The sequence below is a fragment of the Salinimicrobium soli genome, assembly GCF_048323655.1.
GTDB classification, from domain to species: domain Bacteria; phylum Bacteroidota; class Bacteroidia; order Flavobacteriales; family Flavobacteriaceae; genus Salinimicrobium; species Salinimicrobium soli.
The window spans coordinates 268,304-292,668 of record NZ_JBLUWW010000002.1; the positions used below are offsets into that span (position 1 = coordinate 268,304).

20 protein-coding genes and 1 tRNA gene are annotated in these 24,365 nt (G+C 42.3%); 12 read left to right on the forward strand and 9 right to left on the reverse strand.

Going from position 1 to position 24,365, the window contains the following annotated elements; all coding sequences use genetic code 11:
• Nucleotides 1-13 precede the first annotated feature (13 nt).
• The 4 genes from idi (at nucleotide 14) to ACNORC_RS06690 (ending at nucleotide 1,362) form a co-directional block, all read left to right on the forward strand.
• The gene (gene idi / locus ACNORC_RS06675; RefSeq protein ID WP_418334846.1) at nucleotides 14-532 is read left to right on the forward strand and encodes an isopentenyl-diphosphate Delta-isomerase; all 519 of its coding nucleotides are present in this window, start codon (nucleotides 14-16) and stop codon (nucleotides 530-532) included.
• Complete coding sequence (locus tag ACNORC_RS06680) at nucleotides 529-939, forward strand: 6-pyruvoyl trahydropterin synthase family protein (protein WP_418334847.1); 411 nt, start codon at nucleotides 529-531, stop codon at nucleotides 937-939. The genes idi and ACNORC_RS06680 overlap by 4 nt, the downstream gene beginning before the upstream one ends.
• A gap of 70 nt (nucleotides 940-1,009) precedes the next feature.
• On the forward strand, nucleotides 1,010-1,276 hold the full coding sequence (locus ACNORC_RS06685) for a hypothetical protein (protein WP_418334848.1): 267 nt from the start codon (nucleotides 1,010-1,012) through the stop codon (nucleotides 1,274-1,276).
• Between the two features lie 12 nt (nucleotides 1,277-1,288).
• Nucleotides 1,289-1,362, forward strand: a tRNA-Thr gene (locus tag ACNORC_RS06690).
• Between the two features lie 417 nt (nucleotides 1,363-1,779).
• Here ACNORC_RS06690 and ACNORC_RS06695 read toward each other — a convergent pair.
• The 5 genes from ACNORC_RS06695 to ACNORC_RS06715 form a co-directional block, all read right to left on the reverse strand.
• Complete coding sequence (locus tag ACNORC_RS06695; protein WP_418334849.1) at nucleotides 1,780-2,502, reverse strand: DUF4369 domain-containing protein; 723 nt, start codon at nucleotides 2,500-2,502, stop codon at nucleotides 1,780-1,782.
• A gap of 50 nt (nucleotides 2,503-2,552) precedes the next feature.
• A complete protein-coding gene (locus ACNORC_RS06700) occupies nucleotides 2,553-3,818 on the reverse strand; it encodes a DUF819 family protein (protein WP_418334850.1) in 1,266 nt (421 codons plus the stop codon).
• 67 nt (nucleotides 3,819-3,885) lie between these two features.
• Complete coding sequence (locus ACNORC_RS06705; RefSeq protein ID WP_418334851.1) at nucleotides 3,886-4,698, reverse strand: Cof-type HAD-IIB family hydrolase; 813 nt, start codon at nucleotides 4,696-4,698, stop codon at nucleotides 3,886-3,888.
• On the reverse strand, nucleotides 4,698-5,573 hold the full coding sequence (locus tag ACNORC_RS06710; RefSeq protein ID WP_418334852.1) for an alpha/beta hydrolase family protein: 876 nt from the start codon (nucleotides 5,571-5,573) through the stop codon (nucleotides 4,698-4,700). The genes ACNORC_RS06705 and ACNORC_RS06710 overlap by 1 nt, the downstream gene beginning before the upstream one ends.
• A gap of 37 nt (nucleotides 5,574-5,610) precedes the next feature.
• Nucleotides 5,611-6,108, reverse strand: coding sequence for a hypothetical protein (locus tag ACNORC_RS06715; protein ID WP_418334853.1), 498 nt, complete (start codon nucleotides 6,106-6,108; stop codon nucleotides 5,611-5,613).
• 132 nt (nucleotides 6,109-6,240) lie between these two features.
• Here ACNORC_RS06715 and ACNORC_RS06720 point away from each other — a divergent pair, with 132 nt between their 5' ends.
• Both ACNORC_RS06720 and ACNORC_RS06725 read left to right on the forward strand, forming a co-directional pair.
• Nucleotides 6,241-7,020 carry a S1/P1 nuclease gene (locus tag ACNORC_RS06720; RefSeq protein ID WP_418334854.1) on the forward strand — a complete coding sequence of 260 codons (780 nt, stop codon included), beginning with the start codon at nucleotides 6,241-6,243 and terminating at the stop codon, nucleotides 7,018-7,020.
• 194 nt (nucleotides 7,021-7,214) lie between these two features.
• The gene (locus ACNORC_RS06725) at nucleotides 7,215-9,410 is read left to right on the forward strand and encodes a response regulator (RefSeq protein WP_418334855.1); all 2,196 of its coding nucleotides are present in this window, start codon (nucleotides 7,215-7,217) and stop codon (nucleotides 9,408-9,410) included.
• Nucleotides 9,411-9,531: 121 nt separating this feature from the next.
• On the opposite strand, the gene htpG is transcribed toward ACNORC_RS06725, so the two are convergent.
• The gene (gene htpG, locus ACNORC_RS06730; RefSeq protein WP_418334856.1) at nucleotides 9,532-11,415 is read right to left on the reverse strand and encodes a molecular chaperone HtpG; all 1,884 of its coding nucleotides are present in this window, start codon (nucleotides 11,413-11,415) and stop codon (nucleotides 9,532-9,534) included.
• A 222-nt stretch (nucleotides 11,416-11,637) separates the two neighbouring features.
• Between htpG and ACNORC_RS06735 the strand changes: the two genes are divergently transcribed.
• A complete protein-coding gene (locus ACNORC_RS06735) occupies nucleotides 11,638-12,312 on the forward strand; it encodes a TetR family transcriptional regulator C-terminal domain-containing protein (protein ID WP_418334857.1) in 675 nt (224 codons plus the stop codon).
• Nucleotides 12,313-12,382: 70 nt separating this feature from the next.
• Nucleotides 12,383-13,690, forward strand: coding sequence for an ABC1 kinase family protein (locus tag ACNORC_RS06740; protein WP_418334858.1), 1,308 nt, complete (start codon nucleotides 12,383-12,385; stop codon nucleotides 13,688-13,690).
• Nucleotides 13,691-13,762: 72 nt separating this feature from the next.
• On the opposite strand, the gene ACNORC_RS06745 is transcribed toward ACNORC_RS06740, so the two are convergent.
• The gene (locus ACNORC_RS06745) at nucleotides 13,763-16,231 is read right to left on the reverse strand and encodes a S9 family peptidase (RefSeq protein WP_418334859.1); all 2,469 of its coding nucleotides are present in this window, start codon (nucleotides 16,229-16,231) and stop codon (nucleotides 13,763-13,765) included.
• Nucleotides 16,232-16,359: 128 nt separating this feature from the next.
• Here ACNORC_RS06745 and ACNORC_RS06750 point away from each other — a divergent pair, with 128 nt between their 5' ends.
• A complete protein-coding gene (locus ACNORC_RS06750; RefSeq protein ID WP_418334860.1) occupies nucleotides 16,360-17,370 on the forward strand; it encodes a 3-oxoacyl-ACP synthase III family protein in 1,011 nt (336 codons plus the stop codon).
• 98 nt (nucleotides 17,371-17,468) lie between these two features.
• Here ACNORC_RS06750 and ACNORC_RS06755 read toward each other — a convergent pair whose 3' ends face one another.
• A complete protein-coding gene (locus tag ACNORC_RS06755; RefSeq protein WP_418334861.1) occupies nucleotides 17,469-19,835 on the reverse strand; it encodes a TonB-dependent receptor in 2,367 nt (788 codons plus the stop codon).
• 421 nt (nucleotides 19,836-20,256) lie between these two features.
• On the opposite strand from ACNORC_RS06755, the gene ACNORC_RS06760 reads away from it, so the two are divergent.
• Nucleotides 20,257-20,619: a CoA-binding protein gene (locus ACNORC_RS06760; RefSeq protein ID WP_418334862.1), complete on the forward strand. Its 363-nt coding sequence runs from the start codon at nucleotides 20,257-20,259 to the stop codon at nucleotides 20,617-20,619.
• Here the strand turns inward: ACNORC_RS06760 and ACNORC_RS06765 are convergent.
• On the reverse strand, nucleotides 20,596-22,035 hold the full coding sequence (locus ACNORC_RS06765; RefSeq protein WP_418334863.1) for a sodium:solute symporter: 1,440 nt from the start codon (nucleotides 22,033-22,035) through the stop codon (nucleotides 20,596-20,598). The two genes, ACNORC_RS06760 and ACNORC_RS06765, sit on opposite strands and share 24 nt — an antisense overlap.
• Before the next feature lie 106 nt (nucleotides 22,036-22,141).
• Here ACNORC_RS06765 and recR point away from each other — a divergent pair, with 106 nt between their 5' ends.
• On the forward strand, nucleotides 22,142-22,762 hold the full coding sequence (gene recR / locus ACNORC_RS06770) for a recombination mediator RecR (RefSeq protein WP_418334864.1): 621 nt from the start codon (nucleotides 22,142-22,144) through the stop codon (nucleotides 22,760-22,762).
• 212 nt (nucleotides 22,763-22,974) lie between these two features.
• A complete protein-coding gene (locus tag ACNORC_RS06775) occupies nucleotides 22,975-24,285 on the forward strand; it encodes a dihydrolipoamide acetyltransferase family protein (protein WP_418334865.1) in 1,311 nt (436 codons plus the stop codon).
• Nucleotides 24,286-24,365 lie beyond the last annotated feature (80 nt).

A 24,365-nucleotide genomic window follows, 5' to 3' on the forward strand; every position in this document is an offset into this window, starting at 1 on the left:
TCTAAAAAGCGTTATGAAAGAAGAACAGGTAATACTGGTAAACGAAAAGGACGAGCAAATAGGCTTAATGCCCAAAATGGAAGCTCATGAGAAAGCACTGTTGCACCGGGCTTTTTCGGTCTTTGTTTTTAACGATAACAATGAATTAATGATCCAGCAGCGGGCCCTGGATAAATACCACTCTCCCGGACTCTGGACCAATACCTGTTGCAGTCATCAGCGGGAAGGGGAGACTAATATTGAGGCAGGAAAACGAAGGCTCCAGGAGGAAATGGGTTTTACTACAGAGCTAAAGGATACCATTTCCTTCATCTATAAAGCACCTTTTGATAACGGCCTTACCGAACATGAATTCGACCATATCCTTGTAGGTCACTATAACGGAGAACCTCACTTGAATCCTGAAGAGGCGAACGATTATAAATGGGTATCTCTCGAAGAGCTCCGGAAAGACATGGCTCAAAATCCGGAGATATACACCGAATGGTTCAAGATCATTTTTGACAAGTATTATAAACACATTCAGCAATGAAAGTAACCGTTAGCAGAAAAGCACATTTTAATGCCGCACATCGTCTGTACCGGAAGGAGTGGGATGACCGGCAGAATGAAAAGGTATTCGGCAAGTGCAGCAATCCCAATTATCACGGGCACAATTATGAGCTGATCGTATCGGTGACCGGTGAGATAAATGAGGAAACAGGATTTGTGATGGACCTGAAAGACCTGAAAGAACTTATTTATGAAAAAATAGAAGTTCCTTTTGATCATAAGAATCTGAACCTGGAGGTTCCTGAGTTCAAAGAACTTAATCCTACTGCCGAAAATATTTCGGTGATCATTTGGAGAAAACTCCGCCACGAACTGGCCGATCATCTTGATCTCGAGGTAACCCTGTATGAAACTCCGCGCAACTATGTCACCTACAAAGGCGACTAAAAAAATTCAAAAAAAATATTTTTTGAATTCATAAATAGTGTAAATTCGCTGCGCAAAATTATTTGAAGAGATGGCGAACAGAAGAACATTAAAGAGAGACATCAATTACGTATTTGGAGATATAATTGAGGCAGCTTACCTGCACCAGATCGCCAATCCTAATGAAGATCCTGCAAAGTCTGACAAGATCGTTGATGAGGCCATTGAAGGTTTTGATGAAATGATCGGGAAGATGAATGAGAAGAATGTTGAGAACAAGAAGCAACACTTCAGAAACATTCAGCAGGAGCTTGAAGCAAAAGCAAGAGCTTTAGTAGAAAAGATAAACGCCCTTTAAAAAGGCATTTTTGCCGATGTAGCTCAGCTGGCTAGAGCAGCTGATTTGTAATCAGCAGGTCGTGGGTTCGAGTCCCTCCATCGGCTCTAAGTTAAAACCTCTCATTTTGAGAGGTTTTTTTATGCCTTATTCTGAGGGACGAGAAGCCTGTGCCGAGCAGCGCCGGTCAAGGCGCTAGTCGAGGTAAGTCTCTCCATCGGCTCAAAAGCCCCTTCAGAAATGAAGGAGCTTTTTTTAAGTAGAAGGGTAGACCTCACAGGTTTTTAAAAACCTGTGAGGTCTTTCTTTAGGTTCTGATATCAGCCTTTAACCCCAATACTTCCGAATTCTCTTCCTGCAGCTCTTTAAATTCTTCTTCGTTTCCTTCGATCTTCCAGTATCAAAAGGGAGTTATTCCACACAGCTTTAAAAATTGATCTTTTGATCCAAACTTTCAAAACCTGAATAGGCACAAATAAAGAATCCCGCCAATGGCGGGATTCTTAGTTATGGTCATATTATTTTTAATTGGCCGCAGCCGAATTCTCTTCAGCTTTTCTTTCCTGAAGGTAGTCTCTCAAGCTCTTTCCATATTTCGACTCTTTTACCTGTGGGCTTAAAGAGGTGTAAATAGTGTCAAGATATTTGATGTTAGCATCAAAGATCTCAGAAATTGCCAGATATGGTGCTACTTCATAATCCTTATTGTTCATGGCGTAATTAACCGTGTATAAATATCTTCTTTTTAGAAGATCATCATATGCACGGGCAGTAGAGTCGATCAAAGCTTCGTTCTTGTCTTTTTGTGCCATTAAGTTCTTTTGGATCAGTTCCAGGTTGCGGTCGTTGATGTTCTGCATCATCTTGCGGTACTCAACCAGTTTCTTTTGATTTTCGGAACCTTCTACCACAGCATCTGTCTCAAAATTCTTTAGAGTAGTATTTACAACCATTTCCCCGGGTTCAGCAAAGAAAAGGAACCGGTCATCAAATTCGTCATTGTCTTTTTTGTTAAGATACAGATACAGGATCTGTGGCCCGTCAATAAAGGTTTCGAAGTTGAATGTCTCTTCTCCGTCCACAATTACAGAGTCAAGGGTTACAAGGGAAGTATCTTCAATTTTCTGCAGGTATAAAGTTCCTTTTTTAAGGCCCTGTACTCTCCCGTCAATACTCAGATTCTTCTCTTCCTGCGAGCAGGCTGCCAATAGCAAAAGAACCACTAATAATAATCCAAATTTTTTCATGTAGCTGTAAATAAAATGCGCGCAAAGATTAGAAAAAAAATCCTTTTTTGCTATCCTGCGGAAGCCATTTGCATGAGAATAGTACTTAAAATAGCACCATAAGTTCCCACCACATAACCAAACACGGCCAGTAAGACTCCCACGGTGGCTAGTGAAGGGTGAAAGGCTGCTGCCACTACTGGCGCTGAAGCCGCTCCTCCTACATTAGCCTGGCTTCCCACAGCCAGGAAGAAATAAGGTGCTTTTACCAGTTTAGCGACCAGGATCAATAAGCCGGCGTGAATTGCCATCCAGACTAAACCGATAGCGATCAATCCCGGATTGTCAAAGACCATGGTAAGGTCCATTTTCATTCCAATGGTTGCCACCAGGAAATAGATGAATACACTCCCTATTTTACTCGCTCCGGCACCTTCATATTCTTTTGCTCTTGTGAAAGACAGAATAATACCCACTGCAGTGGCAATAGTGATCATCCAGAAGAAGGAGGAAGCAAAGGAAGATAAAGCAGATTTGTTGTCGTTAAAAGCATCGTAGTTCGAGGTGAGGAATTGAGAGATGCCATCAGCTCCCCAATGAGCCAGACCAACAGCACCAAACGCGATGGCCAGCATGATCATAAGGTCTGCAAGGGAAGGATTACGGGTGACGCTTTCAGCATAAGCAGTAACTCTGTGTTTTAATTCGGTAATGGCAGAATTATCTGCACGCAACCATTTATCTATGCGCTCACTTTTTCCAATTCCCATTAGAAGTACAGCCATCCAGAGGTTTGCTACAACAATGTCTACAAGTACCATTCCGCCGTAAAGATCAGGGTTGTATTCAAAGATCTCCAGCATGGCAGCCTGGTTGGCACCTCCACCAATCCAGCTTCCAGCAAGCGTTGATAGTCCGCGCCAAACAGCATCGGGTCCCACCCCTCCAACCGTTTCAGGCGAAAAGAAAGAAATGAGTAAAATGGCCAGAGGACCACCAATAATAATTCCGATGGTCCCTGTAAAGAACATGATCAAAGCTTTGGGCCCAAGGTTAAATATCGCCTTAAGGTCAATACTCAGAGTCATGAGCACCAGGGAGGCGGGTAACAGGTACCGGCTCGCTATAAAATATAATTGCGAGGTCTCATCTGAGATTATATTCAAAGAATTTAAAATGGCCGGGATGAGGTAACACATAAGTAGTGCGGGAACTACTTTATAGAATTTATACCAAAAACCGGTCTTTTTAGATGAAGTGAGAAATACAAAGCCAAGAGCCAGCATCAAAATTCCAAGGACAATGGCATCATTGGTAAAAATCGGGGGAGTTTCCATAGTTTTCTAGTAAGGCCGGCAAAATACAATTTTTCCGTTATCCAAAAAAGTGGAAAAATGAAGAGGTTTAACCCATTCCAAATAACTTCCGAATACTTTTTGCCACTCCGTCTTCCTTTCCGTGGTGGGTAACTTCCCGCGCGATCTCAAGGATCTCCGGTTTTGCATTCCCTACAGCCACGCCCATCCCTACAGCCTTAAGCATTTCATAGTCATTATAATTGTCACCAAATGCCACAGCTTCCTTCAGACTAAGGTGAAAATGCCGGTCTAATAGTATTTTAATCGCTGTGAGCTTGGAAACCTCTTTATTGGCAACTTCCAGGTAAGTATCTTTCGATCTGTACAGGTGCAGTTGCTTTCCGAAGTTGTGAAAAAGATGATCAGAGATCCGGTCGATCTTCTCAGCCTCACCCATGCACATCACCTTATGGGCACCTTTGCTTTCCTTTTTCCACTTTTCCAGCACCTCTCTGTTTGAGAGCACTGTAGGTGTCACCTTCGTGTTGTTCTCTTCACGTTGCGCCCATTGATCATACTCAGGAGCATACCAGTCATCGGAATGGTACAGGCTAACGTGACAGTCTACTTGCCGGTTAGCAAGTTCTATTTCCTGTAGGATAGGTAGAGGGATCTCGGTTGAACTTATAATTTCGTCATCAGCTATGATAAGTCCGCCGTTATAACAGATAAGCGGTTGGTGCCCAATGTGGAGCTGCTCCTGCAAGTGGCGCATTGCGGCAGGCATCCTTGAGGAAATGAGCACCACCGGAATCTCTTTTTGGAGCTTCTGAATAACTTCCAGGGTGAGCGGTGACAGTTCTCTTTCCTTGTTCAGCAGGGTGCCGTCAATGTCAGAAAAAACGATCTTATATTCCATTACAGCTGCTTGATGAATTCAACGAGTGTTGGCACCAGGTCAGGATGAAGTGGAAGTCCCGGTTCATTATAAGATTTGTTATTTTCCAGGGCGTCTCCTTCAATTTTTCGGAAGATATGATTCATGTCTTTCAATATCACCATTTCTGCGGAAGGCTTTGCCTTTTGCAGGGCTACTGCTTCCTCTTCAGAAACCTGCAGATCATTGCTGCCGTTGATGATCAGAACAGGGATCTCAAGTTTGGCTATTTCCTCCATCGGGTCGTATTTCATCCAGGAGAGCAGGAATGGTTGTACCGATGGCCTGAATACCGCCTCGAGCACGGGTTCATAATTACTGCTGCTGCCATTCTCCCTCATCTCCCTGAAGGTTTGCTGCACATTTTCTGTAAGGCCCGGCGCCTGGGTGGCGATCTGTTGAGTAATAATGGAATCAATAGGTTGCGCTGCTCCGGCTACAGAAATAAAAGCATCAGCAGAATTTTTAGCGGCCAGCATTCCTACCAGAGAACCCTGACTGTGCCCAAGTACAATGATCCTTTTGAAATTTCCGGAGTTTTGAAAATAGCTCAAAGCCGCGCTTGCATCTTCTACGAAATCATCAAATCGAATATCAGCTTCTTTGTTCTTGCGGTTAAGGATGCGTTTGTCATACCTGAAAGTGGCAATGCCATTTTCGGCTAGCGCTGCGGAAAGCTTCTTGAAAGAATCATTTTTCATGAAAGGCTGATTCCCGTTGCGGTCTGTAGGGCCAGATCCCTGGATGAGGATCACCAGTGGTGAAGAATCATTACCGACAGGGTTGACCAGAGTTCCGGATACATTTTCATTTATCTGTAGATCTTGTGAAATGGGATTATCGGCCTGTGCGAGCATTGAGCCCGTAAAGATTAGGGAAAACAGTAATAAGCAGTTAAATTTCATGGGCGGTCTTGTGAAAATATAGTTTTATTATTTCGTGTGCTGCCTTGGGACGTTGTGTGCCCAGCAGGAACTTTTCATTATTGCGGGTCTCAATTTGTATGCCTTTGTTTCCGTAGATATTATAAGATTTATAATTGCTGCCGAGTCCCCTAAGGCCCCAGCCGCCAAATTCCTGTTTCGGATCATAATCTCGCACATAACATTTTTCGATCTCCTTCCAGGAATAGTGTTTTCGGGTAAAATTAAAAGGTTTAAAATAGGTGGAGATCCCTTCTTCATCGATTCGGGTCTCCAGCCGCAAATATAACAGCCCTATTACAATGGGTAAAGTAATTGCGAGGCTAATTATTGAAACCCAGAGGGCGGTATCTTCTTCGGCATTGCGGGTGGCGTAATAGGCTGTACCAACCACGATAACAATTATAGCCAGGATGAACATGAGCAACCACCAGCGATTCAAAAATTGCTTTTCCTGAAAGATCTTCATAGCCCAGGTTTTCTTTTAAAGTTACAAATTTCTTTTTGTCCTTTCTTCGGAAATAAAAAGGCAGGGTTTTTGAAACTTCCCGAATAGCTGGGTGCTTTTTTTATCTTTGCACCAATTAAACAATACAATCCTATGAAATACATTATTTTGGTTGCTGCCGTTTTGATCTCCACTTTTACTTTTGCTTCTGAAGGAGATTGGGGCAGAACAGGTCACAGGGCTACCGGTGAAGTAGCTGAACAATATCTCTCTCCAAAAGCAAAACAAAAGATCAGGGAACTGCTTAACGGCCAAAGCCTGGCCTTTGTTTCTACTTATGGCGACGATATCAAAAGTGATCCACAGTACCGCAAATACAGTCCGTGGCATTATGTAAACCTGGAACAGGGGCAAACGGAGTATTCCGAAGAAAAAGCGAATCCTTCTGGAGATCTTGTGATGGGTATCCAAAAAAGCATTTCTGTCCTTAAGGACAAGAACGCGTCGAAAGAAGAAAAATCCTTTTATCTCAAAATGTTGATCCATTTTATGGGAGATCTTCACCAGCCACTTCATGCGGGCAGAGGGGAAGATAAAGGTGGAAACGATATTCAGGTACGGTGGTTTGGACAGGGCTCCAACCTACACAGAGTGTGGGACAGTGAAATGATCAATGATTTCCAGATGAGCTATACAGAACTGGCCGAAAGTGCTGATGAACTTTCCAAAAAGGAAATGAAAGAGATCGCGTCAGGATCAATATTGGACTGGATGTATGAATCAAAAGAATTAAGCACAAAAGTGTACGATTCTGCCGAAATAGGAGAAAAACTCGGTTATGAGTATATGTACAACTGGTTTCCGGTTGTTCATGATCAATTGCAGAAAGGCGGAATTCGCCTGGCTAAAGTGCTGAATGAGATCTTCGGATAAATACCCTTTTTAAACAATTTTAGAAGCCCAAAAAAGTTTAATTTTTTGGGCTTTTTTCATGCCCAATACGGTCTCACCTGATTTTGTTTAAATAATTGCCGTTTTTCTTAATACTTCTAATTTTATTGTTGTATAATAGTTTAGAAATTAATAATTTGCGAAGCCCTGCAGCCATCTAATCTAACCGCGTTAATTTGAGGAAGAACTACTTTTTCACTGTTATTGGTCTTCTCTTTTGTCTTCAACTGTACTCACAACAGCCTCCGAAGACATATAAAGACAGTATCGAGACTATTGCAAAGGCTGCCAACGAAGCTTACGATAGTTACGATTTCAATGCTTCCCTGGAATATTCATGGAAGCTTATAGAACTTGCCTCTCCTAAAGAGGATTACTACAATTTACATGTGGGGTATAACGGCTTGGGAACTACATATGAGGTCCTTGAAGATACCCTTCGTGCAAAAGAAAATTACCTGAAGGCTCTGGAGTTCGCTAAAAAGAGCGAAAATGACACCCTTCTTTGGTATGCCTACAACAATCTGGGTAATGTGCTTACCGTTGACAAGGAGACCATAGAGGAAGGCCTGGACAGTTATGAAAAAGCTCTTGAGCTCGTATCAAAACTTGAAGTGCCGGAAGAAGCCCTTATCCCGATCATCAATATCGCCTGGACCTACCTCGAGAATGGCAAAAGTGAAAAAGCCCTGCCATACCTGAAAGAGGCCTGGAAATTGAATAAAGCACAGGATGATAAAGAAAGTGAAAGCAACTTGCTCACACTTTTCGGAATGTATCATACAGGGCGTGGAGAATACGAAGAAGCCCGAGATCATTTCGAGATAGCTCTTGAAGTCGCACAAAAGAACAATCTCCTGGTGCAGGTTTCCTTTGCATATAAAGAGTATGCAAAAATGCTTTTTAAGAGCGGTAATTTTGATGAGGCTTACCTCGCGCTGGAAAAACATCAGAAGTACAGGGAGAAAATATTTCAGAAAGAGAAGAACCTGCAGCGGGAAGCTGTCTACGGAAGGTTCCAGACCGAAGAATATAAAAGAGATCTGGCAACTGCCCAGCGGGAGCAGCTCTACAAGGATGAAGTAATAGCTAAAACACAGCAGATCACTATTATCATGGTGATCTCCCTGATCGTCATGTTTGTATTCCTTGTTCTTTTGTACAGGAATAACCGGGTGAGAAAAGAGCTAATCGCAGAGCAGGAGCAAAAGAACAAAGAACTTATTGCCGCTAAAGAAGAAGCAGAGCGGTTGTCATTGCTAAAGACCCGATTTTTCTCAACTGTTAGTCATGAACTGCGAACTCCGCTCTATGGGGTAGTGGGACTAACTTCCCTTCTTTTAGAAGACAATAAGAATGAAAAACAGCGGGAAGATCTCAAGTCCCTGAAATTCTCGGCAGATTACCTGTTGGCCCTGATCAATGATGTATTGCAAATGAACAAGATGGAATCCAATCTGGTGCATCTTGAAAACAGTGGCTTCAATATTCAGGAGTTGTTCCAGGGAATTGTAAAATCCTTTGAAACCACCGGGAATCTTAACAGTAACGAGATCCAGTTACAGATAGATGACGAGATCCCACAGACGCTTATAGGTGATTCCATGAGACTTTCCCAGATCATGATGAACCTTGTCGGGAACGCCGTAAAATTCACCGAGAATGGCCAGGTTTGGGTAAAAGCAGAGAGAAGATCCTGTCAGGAAAATAAGTGCCGCATCTATTTCGAGGTGGGAGATACAGGGTCCGGTATTCCAAAAGATAAACAGGAAGATATTTTCGAGGAATTCTCACAACTTAAATCTCAGAACCAAACCTATCAGGGCACCGGACTGGGATTACCTATCGTTAAAAAGTTACTTGACCTGTTCGGTTCGAAGATCGAATTGGAAAGTGAAGAAGGAAAAGGAGCCGTATTCAGTTTCGTGATCACATTTGATATTGGCGAAGACCGGGTGGTTGAGGTTAGTGAAGGTCAACCGGAAACTATGGCTGAAAAAGTTGTCAAAAGAATTTTGATAGTAGATGATAACCGGATTAACCAGGTGGTGACTGAACGTATCCTTCTAAAAAGAGACTTTGAATGTCGCGTGGCAGGTAGCGGAGAAGAAGCCCTCGAGATCATCAGGAATGAAACGATCGATCTTGTGTTAATGGACGTCAATATGCCGGGGATGAACGGAATGGAAGCCACCCGGGAAGTGAGAAAGTTCAATACCAATATTCCTATTATTGCGCTTACCGCGGTTGAGGTGGGTGAAATGCGAGAAGAGATCCTAAGTGCAGGAATGAATGATATCATCAATAAACCATACGACATTCCGCAGTTCTTTAGTACTATCTTCAGAAATATGCTGCAACCTGTGGCGTAACTGGAGAAAAACTGAAAAGACAACTACAAATTAAAAGGATCCAAAAAAGACATTTTTGAAGACAATAAAAAAACCGCTTCACCCTGGTGAAGCGGTTTTATATTTTAGATCAAAAGAGATCTTACTTTACCATTTCAAAGCTTCGCTTGATAAAGGCCGTCAATTCTTCCCCTTTTAAGAGGTTCTGAGAAAGCCTTGCAAGGTCAAGGGATTGTTTGATCAATCTGTCCTGTTTCTTCTCTGTTTTGGTGTTGAGAATATCAGAGATCAGCGGGTGGTTTATGTTTACCACCAGGTTGTACATCTCCGGCATATTACCCATTCCAAACATACCGCCACCGGTCTGTTGCATCTCCTTCATTCTTCGCATGAATTCAGGCTGAGTGATAATAAGCGGCGCTGCATTGCTGTCCATTGCTTCAAGTTGAATGGTGTACTTTTCATTTGGTACCACTCTCTCAAAATCAGCTTTCAGCTTTTCTTTTTCTTCATCTGAAAGTTTGGAGAGCTTCTCTTCATCCTTCTTGATCAGGTTGTCAATGTGATCAGCATCTACACGAACGAAAGAGATCTTCTCTTTCTCCATTTCCATTTTCTGAAGCAAGTGAGAAACAATCGGTGAATCCAGAAGCAATACTTTATAACCTTTTTCTTTGGCTGCCTCAATATAACTGTGCTGCTCATCTTCATTGGAAGCATAAAGGATCACCTTATTACCATCCTTGTCAGTCTGGTTATCTTTGATCTTCTCTTCAAACTCCTCAAAAGTGAAATATTTACCGTCAACAGTTGGATAAAGGGCGAAGGCCTGTGATTTTTCAAAGAATTTCTCTTCGGAAAGCATTCCGTATTCAATTACGATCTTGATATCATTCCATTTCTTCTCGAAGTCTTCACGGTTGTTGTTGAAAAGTGACTTCAGTTTGTCTGCTACCTTCCGGGTGATGTAACTGGAGATCTTTTTAACAGCACCATCTGCCTGTAGATATGAACGGGAAACGTTCAACGGAATATCCGGAGAGTCAATTACCCCTCTCAGCATGGTAAGGAATTCCGGAACGATGCCTTCCACATTGTCAGTGACAAAGACCTGGTTTTGATACAGCTGGATCTTGTCCTTCTGAATATTCATATCCTTTGTCATCTTAGGGAAATAAAGGATCCCGGTAAGGTTGAATGGATAATCAACATTCAGGTGGATATGGAACAGAGGCTCCTCGAATTGCATTGGATAAAGTTCCCTGTAAAATTCCTTATAATCTTTGTCTTCAAGATCTGTAGGTTGTTTTGTCCAGGCCGGATTGGTGTTGTTGATGATGTTATCAACTTCTTTGGTTTCAGGCTTGGCATCTTCAGGTGCATCCTCAGGTAACGGAAGGGTTTCTTCTTTTGTTCCGAATTTGATAGGGATAGGCATGAACTTGTTGTATTTCACCAACAGCTGTTCAATTCTATTCTCTTCTAAAAATTCTTTGTCAGAGTCATTAATATGAAGAATGATCTCTGTACCGTGTTCTTTTTTGTCTGCTTCTTCAAGAGTGAATTCTGTAGTACCTTCACACACCCAATGAGCTGCAGGCTCGTCTTTATAAGATTTAGTAAGGATCTCCACTTTATTGGCTACCATAAAGGCAGAGTAGAAACCAAGACCAAAATGACCAATGATCCCGCTGTCTTTTGCGGAATCTTTATATTTTTCCAGGAACTCTTCTGCTCCTGAAAAAGCCACCTGGTTGATGTATTTTTCAACCTCTTCTTTGGTCATCCCAATTCCGTGGTCAATGATATGAAGCTGCTTTTTCTCATTGTCGATCTTTACCTCGATCTTAGGATCACCATATTCAACGGTTGCTTCACCAATACTGGTAAGATGTTTTAATTTAAGAGTCGCGTCAGTCGCGTTCGAGATCAATTCCCGAAGAAAGATCTCATGATCACTGTAGAGAAACTTCTTTATAAGAGGAAAGATATTCTCAACAGATACATTAATGTTTCCGGTTGCCATATATTAAAGTGTTTTTGGTAAACGTTTATATTATTCTTCAGCCTCCAAAGGGCAAAAAAAATACCAAGACGGTTCCGCTGACAAACTGACATAAGCCCGTAATTTTTGGCTTATTTTTCCGTCTAAAGAAGGAAGCAAAAAAGTTTAACATAGTTTTGTTTAAATTATTACAGAAATATTTAAACAAAAATGTAACTTTGTGAAGACAACAAATTGATTGACATGGCAACTGTAAAAAAGACTAAAGAAAAGAAGGAAAAAAAGCTAACTAAAGATGATCTAATAAGTCTTTACATGGACCAGGTATTAGAACGGGAGGAATTTCCCGGTACAGTTTACAGATTTTGTAAAGATCATGATCTAAAGGAAGAAGATTTCTACCAGTTCTTTGGAAGTTTTAGTGCACTTGAAAAGGGGATCTGGGAACTGTTTTTTGAGCATACTATGAACATGCTCCAAAAAAGCAAGGAATATGAAGCCTATAGCAACAGGGAGAAAATGCTCACCTTTTATTTTACCTTTTTTGAGTTGTTGAGTGTGAATAGGAGCTATGTACTTTTTGCTTTAAAAAGGCACAAAGCACCTCTTAAGAATATGGAACAACTCAAAGGTTTACGTAAGCAGGTCAAAGGTTTTGCCCGCGACCTGATCAGGGACGCCAATGAAAGTAAACAGGTGAAACTTCTAAAGCAGTCTGAAATGATCTTTGCTGAAGGAGCCTGGATCCAAATGCTGTTCCTGCTTAAGTTCTGGATGGATGACAATTCACCCCGATTTGAAAGCACCGATGTTGCCATTGAAAAATCGGTTAACACGGTCTTCGAAATATTTGACAATACCCCCTTAGAACGAGTCCTGGACTTTGGTAAGTTCTTATGGAAAGAAAAAATGGCATAGTCCGCTCGTTTTTAGTCCCGCAGCCAGTTACCCCTACAAACTGTTCTGCGGGTTCTTATTATATAATTTTATGAAAACAATAGATAAAATACCCACAGGTAAGATCGGTCGAACGAGTAAGATGGTGCAAACCGGGATCAAGATCGGCGGAAATTACCTCAAATACTACGGCAAAAAGGCATTGAACGCTGACCTTACCCGGGAGGAGTTAGATCAAAATAACGCAGACGATATTTATGACGGACTAAAAAGCCTGAAGGGAAGCGCGCTAAAAGTGGCCCAGATGCTTTCTATGGAAAAGAGCCTTTTACCGGGAGCTTACGTAGAGAAATTCAGCCTGGCGCAATTCAGTGTTCCCCCGCTTTCGGCACCCCTCGTAAAACGTACTTTTAAAAAATATCACGGTAAATATCCGGAAGAGATCTACGACAGTTTTTCTTTGAATTCTGTCAATGCAGCGAGCATCGGGCAGGTGCATAAAGCTACCAAAGACGGAAAAGAACTGGCCGTAAAGATTCAATATCCGGGAGTTGCAGATAGTATTAGCTCAGACCTGGCTATGGTAAAACCTATTGCCACCCGAATGTTCAACCTGCAGGGAAAGGATTCTGAAAAGTACTTCAAAGAAGTAGAAGGGAAATTATTGGAAGAGACCGATTACCTTCTGGAGGTGCAGCAGAGCAAAGAGATCTCAGAAGCCTGTCAACATTTGCCAAACCTTGTCTTTCCGAAGTATTACGAGGAACTCTCCAGTGAAAAGGTCATAACCATGGACTGGATGCACGGAGAGCACCTGAGTGAATTTGCAAAACGGAATGAAGACCGGGAACTGGCCAACCAAATTGGTCAAACCCTTTGGGATTTTTATATGTACCAGATGCATGGCCTCAAAGCCGTTCACGCCGATCCACACCCCGGAAATTTTCTGGTAAGCAAAGAAGGAACATTGATAGCTATAGACTTTGGGTGCATTAAAAGAATACCTGAAGATTTTTACCAGCCGTATTTTGAACTTACTCGTGATGAGAATTTCAAAGATCCAAAAATACTTAATGAGCGTTTACATGAGCTGGAGATCTTAAAAGCTGAAGACACTCCCAAGGAGCGAAAATATTTTTCTGAAATGTACTTCCAGATGCTTAGCTTGTTTACCGAACCGCTGAATTCGGAAGAATTCGATTTTTCTGATAATACGTTTCTCGAGAAGATCGCGCGCTTGAGTGAAAGATACAGCAAAGATGGAGAGCTTAGAAAGTTCAATACCAATCGCGGAAGTGAACATTTTCTGTATATCAGCCGCACTTTTATGGGCTTGTATAGTCTGTTGAATGATCTGAAAGCCACAGTAAAGATCAATGACTATCAAAAATTCCTGTAGAAAAACCCATTTTTGAGAGAAAAGAAAAGCCGGATCTCAAGATCCGGCTTTTTTTATTTCTAGAGGAAAAGTTTAGTTCTTCAGCTCGGGAGTTGCATCCTCAATACTGTTTACCATTTCTTCTTCTTTTTCTTTGTTCTTCACATACTTTTCCAGCCATTGATCCTGCTCCCAAAGCACGTGTAACACAGATTCTTTTGCACGGTACCCATGGCTTTCCTTTGGTAGCATCACCAACCTTGCAGTAGCTCCCAGTCCTTTTAAAGCATTGAAATATCGTTCACTTTGCATGGGATAGGTTCCTGAATTATTATCGGCTTCCCCATGGATCAATAACAAAGGTTCGTCCATCTTATCTGCATGCATAAAAGGAGACATGGTATAATAGATCTCAGGAGCTTCCCAGTAATTACGTTCCTCACTTTGGAAACCAAAAGGAGTGAGGGTTCGGTTGTAAGCACCGCTTCGGGCAATTCCGGCGGCAAAAAGATCGGAATGTGAAAGCAGGTTTGCCACCATAAAGGCACCATAGCTATGCCCGCCTACGGCCACGCGATCCCGGTCAATATAGCCGAGGCTGTCAACAGCATCGATCGCAGCTTTCGCATTTGCCACCAATTGATTTCGGAAACTGTCATTCGGCTCCACCTCACCTTCCCCAACAATTGGGAAAGAAGTATCATCGAGGACCACATATCCCCGGGTCACCCAGTAAATTGGAGAACCATAATACGGATAGGTAAATTCATTTGGATTGGAGGTGTTTTGAGATGCACTCTGTTTATCCTTGAATTCCCGCGGATACGCCCACATGATCATGGGAGCCTTCTCCGGATTCTCTTTGTCATATCCTTCCGGAAGATAAAGGGTGGCGTTCAATTCCAGTCCGTCGTCTCTTTTGTAAGTGATCACCTCTTTATGAACTCCCTGTAAAGCTTTGAATGGGTTTTCAAAATCGGTTATCTGGGTGAGTTTATCCTGAAAGATATTCCGGATGTAATAATTGGGATATTCAACAGGAGATTCAAGTTGCACCAGGATCTTTCCGTCTTTTATGTCCAAAGCTTCCACCAGGGTCTCTTTTTTGTCAGTGTAAGTAGATCTATATAACCTTTTTGTATTTCCCGATTCAAGATTTATCTGGTCAACAAAAGGAAATTGCCCTTCTTCAGAATAGCCGGGCCCCATCAGGTATGCCGTCTTTCCTTTTAAAGAAATTACGGTTGAACCAAATTTATTTTTGTGAGTAACAAAATTTCCTGGGTCGCTGTAGTTATCCTGGTAATTCCTGTCAAACAGGATCTTTGGCTCTTTGGAAGGATTGGAAGGATCAAAAACGTAGGTCTTGGTGTTTCGATTATTCCACCAGTAGTCATAAGCAATTGCAGTGTTCTTGTCTCCCCAAAGAATTCCGGAGAAACGATTACGTGTTTTCAAGATAGGAGTTCCGTCTCCCTGGAATGGAGCCTTCAGCATATATACCTGATCCCTGTAAGGCACCTCCACTTCAGGATCACCTTTATCTAAAGCCACGGCATAGACCAAAGTAGCGGGCTCATCATCTCGCCAGCGCATATCTCTTTTTCCCTCGCGCTCTGCCATGAATCCCTGCGGAAGGACCTCGGTCAAAGGAACCTCAAGCACAGTATTCACCTTGTTTCCGGCTTTGTCATAGATCACCGTTTCTGAAGGGAAGCGGTAGTATGGTACGAGGTATGAAAAAGGCCTTTTTACAGTGGTCACCATCACATAATTCCCGTCAGGAGAAAAGCTGATGCCGCTATACATGGCTGCATCTTTCCATTCTACTGAACTTCCGTCCAATGAAACTTTGTGCAGGCTGGCTTTTGCCAGTTGTTCAAAATTGTGCTCATCGTTCGGATTTTGCAGAAGATCCTGATAGGTCCGGTTCTGAGCTTTTTCTCCATCGCTGGTAGAAATCGTAGGCCCGGTTGGTACTGCTGTTTTTGTATTGATGAGTTTTTCCCTGTTTCCGGGAAGCATTTTTACCAGCAAGGCAGTTCCGTCTTCAAACCAGTCGGCGGGATTACCCATGTTTGCATTGACCACGGCATCTGTCAATTTTTTTGCCTGTGCGGTTTTCAGGTCAAGTACCCAAAGTTCCACGCCTGTGTCAGCAGTATGTGTGAAAGCCATTTTACTCTCGTCGGGCGACCAGTTGAAATACGCAAGTTTTGGATTTTCCGGAAGTCCCTGAACCTGCCGGGGTTCTTTTCCGTTGATCTGCTTTACCTTAATATTCATATAATAATTGGTCCTGCTTCCAATGTTTGTAGCCGGATTAATACGTAGGCCTCCCAGGCGGAGCTCTTCTTCACTTAATTCGCCAATGCTCTTATAAGGATCCCGGTAAAGGAAGACCATATTTTCACCTTTGCTGTCTACAAGTGTAGAGGGGGCGAGGGTGACATCGACAAGGTCCAGGATCTCTTTAGGGGGTTTTTGATAAGTTAATTTCTCTTGTGCCCACAGAGAGAAGGGCATAGCAAGCAGTAAAAAGTAGATGAATGGTTTTTTCATAAAAATTATGTTTTATGGGTTTTAAAAGGAATAGTAAAAAGTTAATCTTTCATATATTGCGCGGCATATTTTTAGGAATTGACTAAATTTAAGAAGAATAAATAAAAGGAATTTAAATTATTATTAAAATGTATCAATCAAAAATAGCCGGTTTAGGAAGTTATGTTCCAGAAAACGTGGTGACTAATGACGATCTTGCAAAGATCATGGACACCAGTGATGAGTGGATACAGGAGAGAACGGGTATTAAAGAACGCCGGCACATAAAAAAAGGAGATGGTAACTCCACGGCGGTAATGGGAGTGAAGGCTGCAAAGATCGCGATAGAACGCGCCGGGATCACAAAAGATGATATTGACCTTATCGTTTTTGCCACTTTAAGTCCAGATTATTATTTCCCTGGCGGGGGAGTGCAGGTGCAGGATCTACTAGATATCAATACCTGTCCCGCGCTGGATGTACGAAACCAGTGTAGCGGATTTGTCTATGCGCTTTCTGTGGCCGACCAGTATATCAAGACCGGGATGTATAAAAACGTGCTGGTAATAGGTAGTGAAAACCATAGTGGAGGTCTCGATTTTTCAACCCGTGGAAGAGGGGTTTCAGTAATTTTTGGGGATGGGGCAGGAGCTGCGGTTGTTTCCCGAAGCGATCACAACGGGCAGGGAATTCTTTCTACACACCTTCATTCTGAAGGTAAACACGCATTGGAACTCTCGCTAAAAGGCCCAAGTACCTTGCACTGGGTACCCGAGATCATTGCCGAAAATCCGCAGGGAGATGACATACCTTATTATCCATACATGAACGGGCAGTTCGTCTTTAAGAACGCCGTGGTTCGCTTTTCAGAAGTGATCATGGAAGGGCTGAAGGCTAACGGACTTGAAGTAAAGGATATAGATATGCTCATCCCGCACCAGGCGAATTTGAGGATCTCCCAGTTCATTCAGCAGAAATTTAAGCTGAGTGATGATCAGGTGTATAACAATATTCAAAAATACGGAAATACCACAGCAGCGTCTATTCCGATTGCTTTGACCGAAGCCTGGGAAGAAGGAAAGGTCAAAGAAGGAGATACCGTTGTATTGGCAGCTTTTGGTAGTGGATTTACCTGGGCAAGTGCAATCTTAAAATGGTAAAAGCCAAATAATAAAGGGTCTTCAAAAATTTAATTTCTGAAGAAATAAAAAACCGCAACTTAAAACGTTGCGGTTTTTTTTGGCTAATTCAAACAAATTTAAAATAATCCACTACTGTTATTGGTGTTGTCGTCACGCTGTTTCCTTGAAAGTGCGCGGTTCTTTCCGCCGCCAAACCTGTAGGAAAAGCCAAGGTATACTGTCTGGGAATCTCCTTGGAATTGACCCCTTTGATCATAAGGAATATCGCTTGTAAACTTAAATTCCTGGGTGTCAAAAATGTCATTAAAGTTAAGACTTAAGGTGGCCTTATCTTCCAGGAAGCTATATCGCGCTCCGGCGTTTACAAAGTAAAATTCCTCGGGGCTGATCTGTAACATATCGGTGCTGCTTCTATACATTCCAAATAATTGGAACGTAAGTTTCTTGGTAACATTAAAGCTTTGGCTCAGCCTTAGACTGTAGGCAGTTGCTTCCACTTCCAGGTATTCTTCTCCTACAACCCCTTTTTCGGTACTACTGTACAATTCAAAGCTGGGATTAAGGCTCCACCAGGGAAAAAGTCTGTATCTGCCGCTCAATTCAACCCCATAAGCAGTGTTATCATCCCAGTTCAAATATGTGAGTAACAAACGGGATGGATCCTCGGGATCTATTAATAATACCTGACTTATTTCATCTTCGATCAATCGGTAGAACACACCTCCCGTAAAGCTCCCTTTTTCAAAATTGTGAGTGTAATTCAACTCCAGGGAATTGGTGAATTGCGGGTCTAATTCTGGATTACCCACGCCGGTTATTCTTGGAGTGGAAAACTCCCTCACCGGGTTTACCTGGCTAAGGCCGGGGCGGTCTACGCGTCTGCCATAACTTAACTGCAGCGTCTTCATATCATCTAATTTGTAGGATAGGAAACCTGAAAGATAAAGGGTGAAATAATCAGTTTCATATATAAGTTCATTATCCAGGATCGCTTCCACCTCATATCTTTCTAGTCGTGCGCCTAATTGGTATGACCATTTGTTCCAACTCTGCCCAAAAGTGGAGTAGAAGGAGTATATGTTATTGTCATAATCGTAAAGTGCATTATCAAGGCTTGCATTCGTCGTGCGATAATCATTGGAGCTACGCCTCAACCTTGCTTCGGCACCCAGTTCCAGTTTTGCAGTTTCTGATAATGGATTTTCGTAGTCCAGGTTGATGGTAGTATTGGTAAACTCTTCTTTTACATCATCGCGATACGAATCCAACTCACCGGCACCGGCACCGGAATATTTAAAGCGGGCGATCTCGTCCTCATCAGTTGAACTGTAATCAGCCTCAAAGATCAACTTATGACCTTCTGAATTAAAATCGTGGTTGTAAACGAAATTGTAGGTGCGGGTGGTATTGTCGTCATCTAAAGAGAAATCCTGTGTAATATTTCCGGCTGCAGGGTTGTCAAAAATAATTTTTGCCTGTCCCACAGGTTCTCCCATATAATAGTTCTGGTTGGTGTAAAAGGAAAAAGTATTCTTGTCGTCAAGATAAAAATCCATTCCTACCTTAAAGAGATAGGATTTGCCATCATTCACAAACCGCAGTTTTTCAGTGTAGTTGTTGGTGAAGTTCTGGATTGTTCCCAGTTGTTCCCGCTTTCCTCCGTTAGTTCCAAAATTTCCGAAGAAATTTACCTTTCCGGTTCTGTAGTTCATATCAAGTGATCCTGTATAGCGGGTGTTTTCGCCAACAGTTACTCCGGTGTTTAAATTTCCGTTGAAACCAATATTGGAGTTCTTGTGGAGAATGATGTTGATGATTCCACTCATACCTTCCGGATTATATTTAGCTGAAGGGTTGGTGATAAGTTCAATACTTTTTATAGAAGTACTTGGGATCTGCTTGAGAAGCTGGGCAGCAGGAATGTTGGTAGGTTTCCCGTCTACAAGGATCCTTACATTGTCATTACCACGCATAGAAATATTTCCATCCTGATCAACAGCCAAACTTGGAATATTGTTCATGATCTCACTGGCAGTGGCGCCTGCCGTGGTAAGGTCTTTTCCCACATTTACCACCTTACGGTCTATGCGTTGTTCAATGGTAGATCTTTCTGCGACAATCTCTACATCGTCCAGTTGAGCTATCTCAGCTTCCAGGAAGATCTGGCCCAGTTCAAAATCCTTTTTCTTTTCTGAAATAGTTACTTCTTCTGTAAAAGTGCGGTAACCCATGAACTGGATCTGGAAAGTATAATTTCCTGCAGGTAATTTTTCAAGGGTAAAAGTACCGTCAACGGCGCTTACAGTGCCTTCCACAATAGCACCTGCACTGTCTTTCACTGAAATAGTTGCGTAGGGAATAGGTTCGTTAAATTCTTTGTCCATGACTATTCCTGTGACTTTACCCAGGATTACAGGGTCAACAGGATCTTTCCCAAACATGGGTGCTGTCATTAATAATAAAAGAAAGATTAGTTTTTTCATTGTTGCTCGTTTAAAGATTGATTGATGATTGACTATTGATGATTATTCTGTTATAGATATTACTTGGTAAAACATACTACATAGAACAAAGATTTCCCAAAAAATGGACTTCTCTATATTAAAGACGACCATCAAAGCATTTTGTTGCAGTAAATTTCAATTTTATTTCCGCCTCCTTTAAAACTGTTCACCTAAACCCAGGCTGCGACTGGAAAAACCGCTATTTCCGGTTTATTAAAAAAAGTTTTAGATTTTCATTTTTTTAAAAAAAAGACCCACGCGTTGAAACGTGGGTCTTACACCGGAGCTCTTTTAACACTAACCATCAATGTACTTTAAAGCGCCCCAATGCGGGAAATATTTCTTATCTTAAAGACTGCAGAGCCGTTGCTTTGTTACACTAACTGAAGAAAATATTTTTATGAGTAAAAAAACCTTAGTACTGGGAGCTACCACCAATCCTGCCCGCTATGCCTATATAGCTATTAACCGGTTGGTTTCCAATAATATTCCCGTAGTGGGCCTGGGCCTACGAAAGGGAGAGGTAGCAGGTGTAAAAATTGAAAACGAAAAATTGCCTTTTAAAGATATCCACACGGTCACTCTTTATATTGGGCCTCACAGACAGGATGAGTATTATGAATATATCCTGTCTCTCAAACCAAAAAGGGTGATCTTCAATCCGGGTACCGAAAATCCTGAGTTTTACAGAATACTTCAGAAGAACAACATAGAAGTGGAAGTTGCCTGCACCCTGATCTTACTTTCTACGCAACAATACTAACCCAAGAAAGGTCAGGAGTCCGTTCAGGATCAGGACAAAGAAACCGAACTCAAAACCGAACCAGGCAAGACTGTTCACACTAATAAGATAAGTTAGTATTGGAGAGGCAATGGCCACTACCGGAACAAGTTTGTCCTTCACCTTCCAGTTGGTAAAGAGTCCGAAACTGTATAAGCCGAGCAAAGGACCGTACGTGTAGCCAGCAAAAACAAATAGTTTGGCTATCACGCTCTCATCCTTTATCACGTATTTAAAACTGATAATGACCAGGATGAGCACTACTGATGTCGCGATGTGGATCTTCTTCCGGATGCTTTCCTGTTTTTCTGCCGGATACCTGTTCTCAATATCCATAATGTCGATACTAAAGGAGGTGGTAAGTGCTGTCAATGCACTGTCTGCACTACTATACGCCGCTGCGATCAATCCAAGAATAAAGAATACTGCGATTCCCATTCCCATAGTTCCCTGTGTGGCGATGACCGGGAAAAGATCATCTTTAGAAGCGTCAATTCCATTCTGACGGGCGTATTCGGTTAAAAGTACTCCAAGGGTTAGGAACAACAGGTTCACAAATACAAGGACCACGGTAAACCAGAACATGTTCTTTTGAGCGTCACCAAGGTTGCGGCAGGTAAGGTTCTTCTGCATCATATCCTGGTCCAGCCCGGTCATTACAATGGTAATGAATGCTCCTGAAATAAATTGTTTCCAGAAAAAGTCGGCACTTTTAAAATCATCAAAAAAGAACATTTTTGAGAGGCTACTGTTTGAAATATGAGAGATGAGGTCTCCGCCTTGAATTCCAAGATCTGTAGAAACATAATAAATACTTACCCCAACCGCGATCAACATACAAAGGGTCTGCAAAGTATCGGTATATACAATGGTCTTGATCCCCGATCTAAAGGTGTACAGCCAGATGAGGAGAATGGTCATGACCACAGTAGCCCAAAAGGGGATTCCCAGTTGATCAAAAAGAATTATCTGCAGTACATTCGCTACCAGGAACAACCTGAAACTGGCACCTACAACCCTCGAAAGCAGGAAAAAGGAAGCTCCCGTTTTGTAAGAGTAAAATCCGAACCGGCTTTCCAGGTAACTGTAAATAGAGGTAAGGTTCATCCGGTAATACAGCGGCAGTAATACCAGCCCTATGACCGCGTAACCTACAACATATCCCAGCACTACCTGCATATAACTGAACTGGCTGGCTTCCACCCATCCGGGGACTGAAATAAAGGTGACCCCGCTGAGGGAGGCTCCAATCATTCCGAAGGCAACCACATACCATGGCGATTGCCGGTTAGCTTTAAAAAATGTAGCGTTGTCTGCTTTGGTTCCGGTGATCCAGGAAATTCCAATAAGCGCTATAAAATAGCTGGCAATCAAAAGAAGGATATAGAGGGGCTGCATGTAGTAAATTTTTCGGCAGCAAAATACAAATAAAGCCGAAATAGGCACTAGTTGCCGTGTGCCTTAATTTTATGGCGCTTGTCACAAAAAGCTGTAATTTTGACTTATGGAATTTTCATCAAAATTATTGGAGGAAGCGGTGAATGAAATGTCACAGCTTCCGGGGATAGGAAGAAGAACAGCCTTACGGCTGGTGCTGCATTTGCTCAAGCAGCCGGAATCACAAACGGTGGCGCTGAGTAAAGCTTTACTCGACTTCAAGACCGATGTCAAATTTTGCAAGAACTGTCATAACATCAGCGATACCGATCTTTGTGAAATCTGTGCAAATAAGAGCAGGCAAAGCGAAGTGGTTTGTGTGGTGGAAGATATCAGGGATGTGATGGCTATTGAGAACACCAGCCAGTATCGCGGACTTTATCATGTACTCGGCGGAAAGATCAATCCGATGGAAGGCGTGGGTCCATCTCAGCTGAACATAAAATCCCTTATTGAAAAGGTGAAACTGGGAAAAATAGAGGAGATAATTTTCGCGCTGAGCAGTACTTTGGAAGGAGACACCACCAACTTTTATATCTATAAACAATTGGAGGGGCTGGAAGTAAAGACCAGTACCATTGCCCGCGGGATCGCGGTGGGTGACGAACTCGAATATGCAGATGAGGTTACACTTGGGCGCAGTATTACTAACAGGATCCCGTTTGAAAAGTCTCTGAAGAGTCAGTAAAATCTGGAGTACTTGATATTTGTCAGGGGAAAAAGCAAAAATTAAACTTCGTTTTAAAGACCTGAAGTTGTAATTTTACTCGGAAAATTTTTTGAAGATCCTTACTTCAGGGGCGGCGAAAATCTTTTCGGAATATAAAATTATTATTAAAAAAGCATATTTTTTAGTAATTTCGCATCATACTAAATTTAAAACATCTTCGATTTAAGAATATGGCAAAATTTGAACTTAAGTTACCTAAAATGGGAGAAAGTGTTGCTGAGGCAACAATTACTAATTGGCTTAAAGAAGTGGGGGATACCATTGAAGCCGATGAAGCTGTTCTGGAGATCGCTACAGACAAAGTAGACAGTGAAGTGCCGAGTGAAGTTGATGGGGTATTGGTTGAAAAGTTTTTTAACGAAGATGATGTAGTGCAGGTAGGGCAGACCATTGCTATAATAGAAACAGAAGGAGAAAGCGGTGCTACCGAAGAAGCTTCTCAGGAAGAAGAGATCCCTTCAGAAGATGTGCAGGAAGCTGTGGCAGAAGCAGAGAAGCGGGTAGAGGAAGCAAAAAGCATCAGCGTACAGGATTTTTCAGACAGCAACCGTTTTTATTCTCCGCTGGTTAAGAATATCGCTAAGGAGGAAGGAATTTCCCTTGAAGAGCTAGAACAAATGGAGGGAAGCGGGAAAGATGGAAGAGTCACCAAAAATGACATTTTAGCCTACCTTGAAAGCAGATCTTCAAAACCTTCACAGCCCGCACCAAAAGCTCCGGAAAAAGCACAGGCTGCGCCTCAGCCTTCCAAAACACCGGTAAGTGTAAGCGGAGAAGATGAGATCATTGAAATGTCCAGAATGGGTAAAATGATCGCTCACCATATGGTGGAGAGCGTTCAAACCTCTGCTCATGTACAGTCATTTATAGAAGTTGACGTTACCAATATCTGGAACTGGCGTAAAAAGCACAAAGATGCCTTTGAAAAGAGAGAGGGTGAAAAACTCACTTTTACACCTATTTTTATGGAGGCGGTTGCCAAAGCGATCAAAGATTTCCCAATGATCAATATTTCTGTGGACGGGGATAAGATCATCAAGAGAAAGAATATCAACCTTGGTATGGCTGCGGCCCTTCCGGACGGTAACCTAATTGTTCCGGTGATCAAGAATGCAGACCAGTTGAACCTGGTAGGTATGGCAAAGGCAGTGAACGATCTTGCAAACCGTGCCCGAATGAACAAACTGAAGCCGGACGATATCCAGGGAGGTACTTATACCGTTACCAACGTGGGTACTTTTGGAAGTATCATGGGTACTCCAATTATCAATCAGCCGCAGGTAGGAATTCTGGCACTGGGAGCCATTCGTAAAGTACCGGCTGTTATTGAGACTCCCGAAGGTGATTTCATCGGGATCCGTCACAAAATGTTTCTTTCCCACAGCTATGACCACAGGGTGGTGAATGGCGCGCTGGGAGGTCAGTTTGTGCAAAGAGTGGCTCAGTATCTTGAGAAGTTTGATAAGAACAGGGATATCTAAACGATATCATGAATTATAAGTAAAAGCCATGATCTGCTCAATAAAGCAGGATTGTGGCTTTGCCTTTTTTGGGCCTCCGG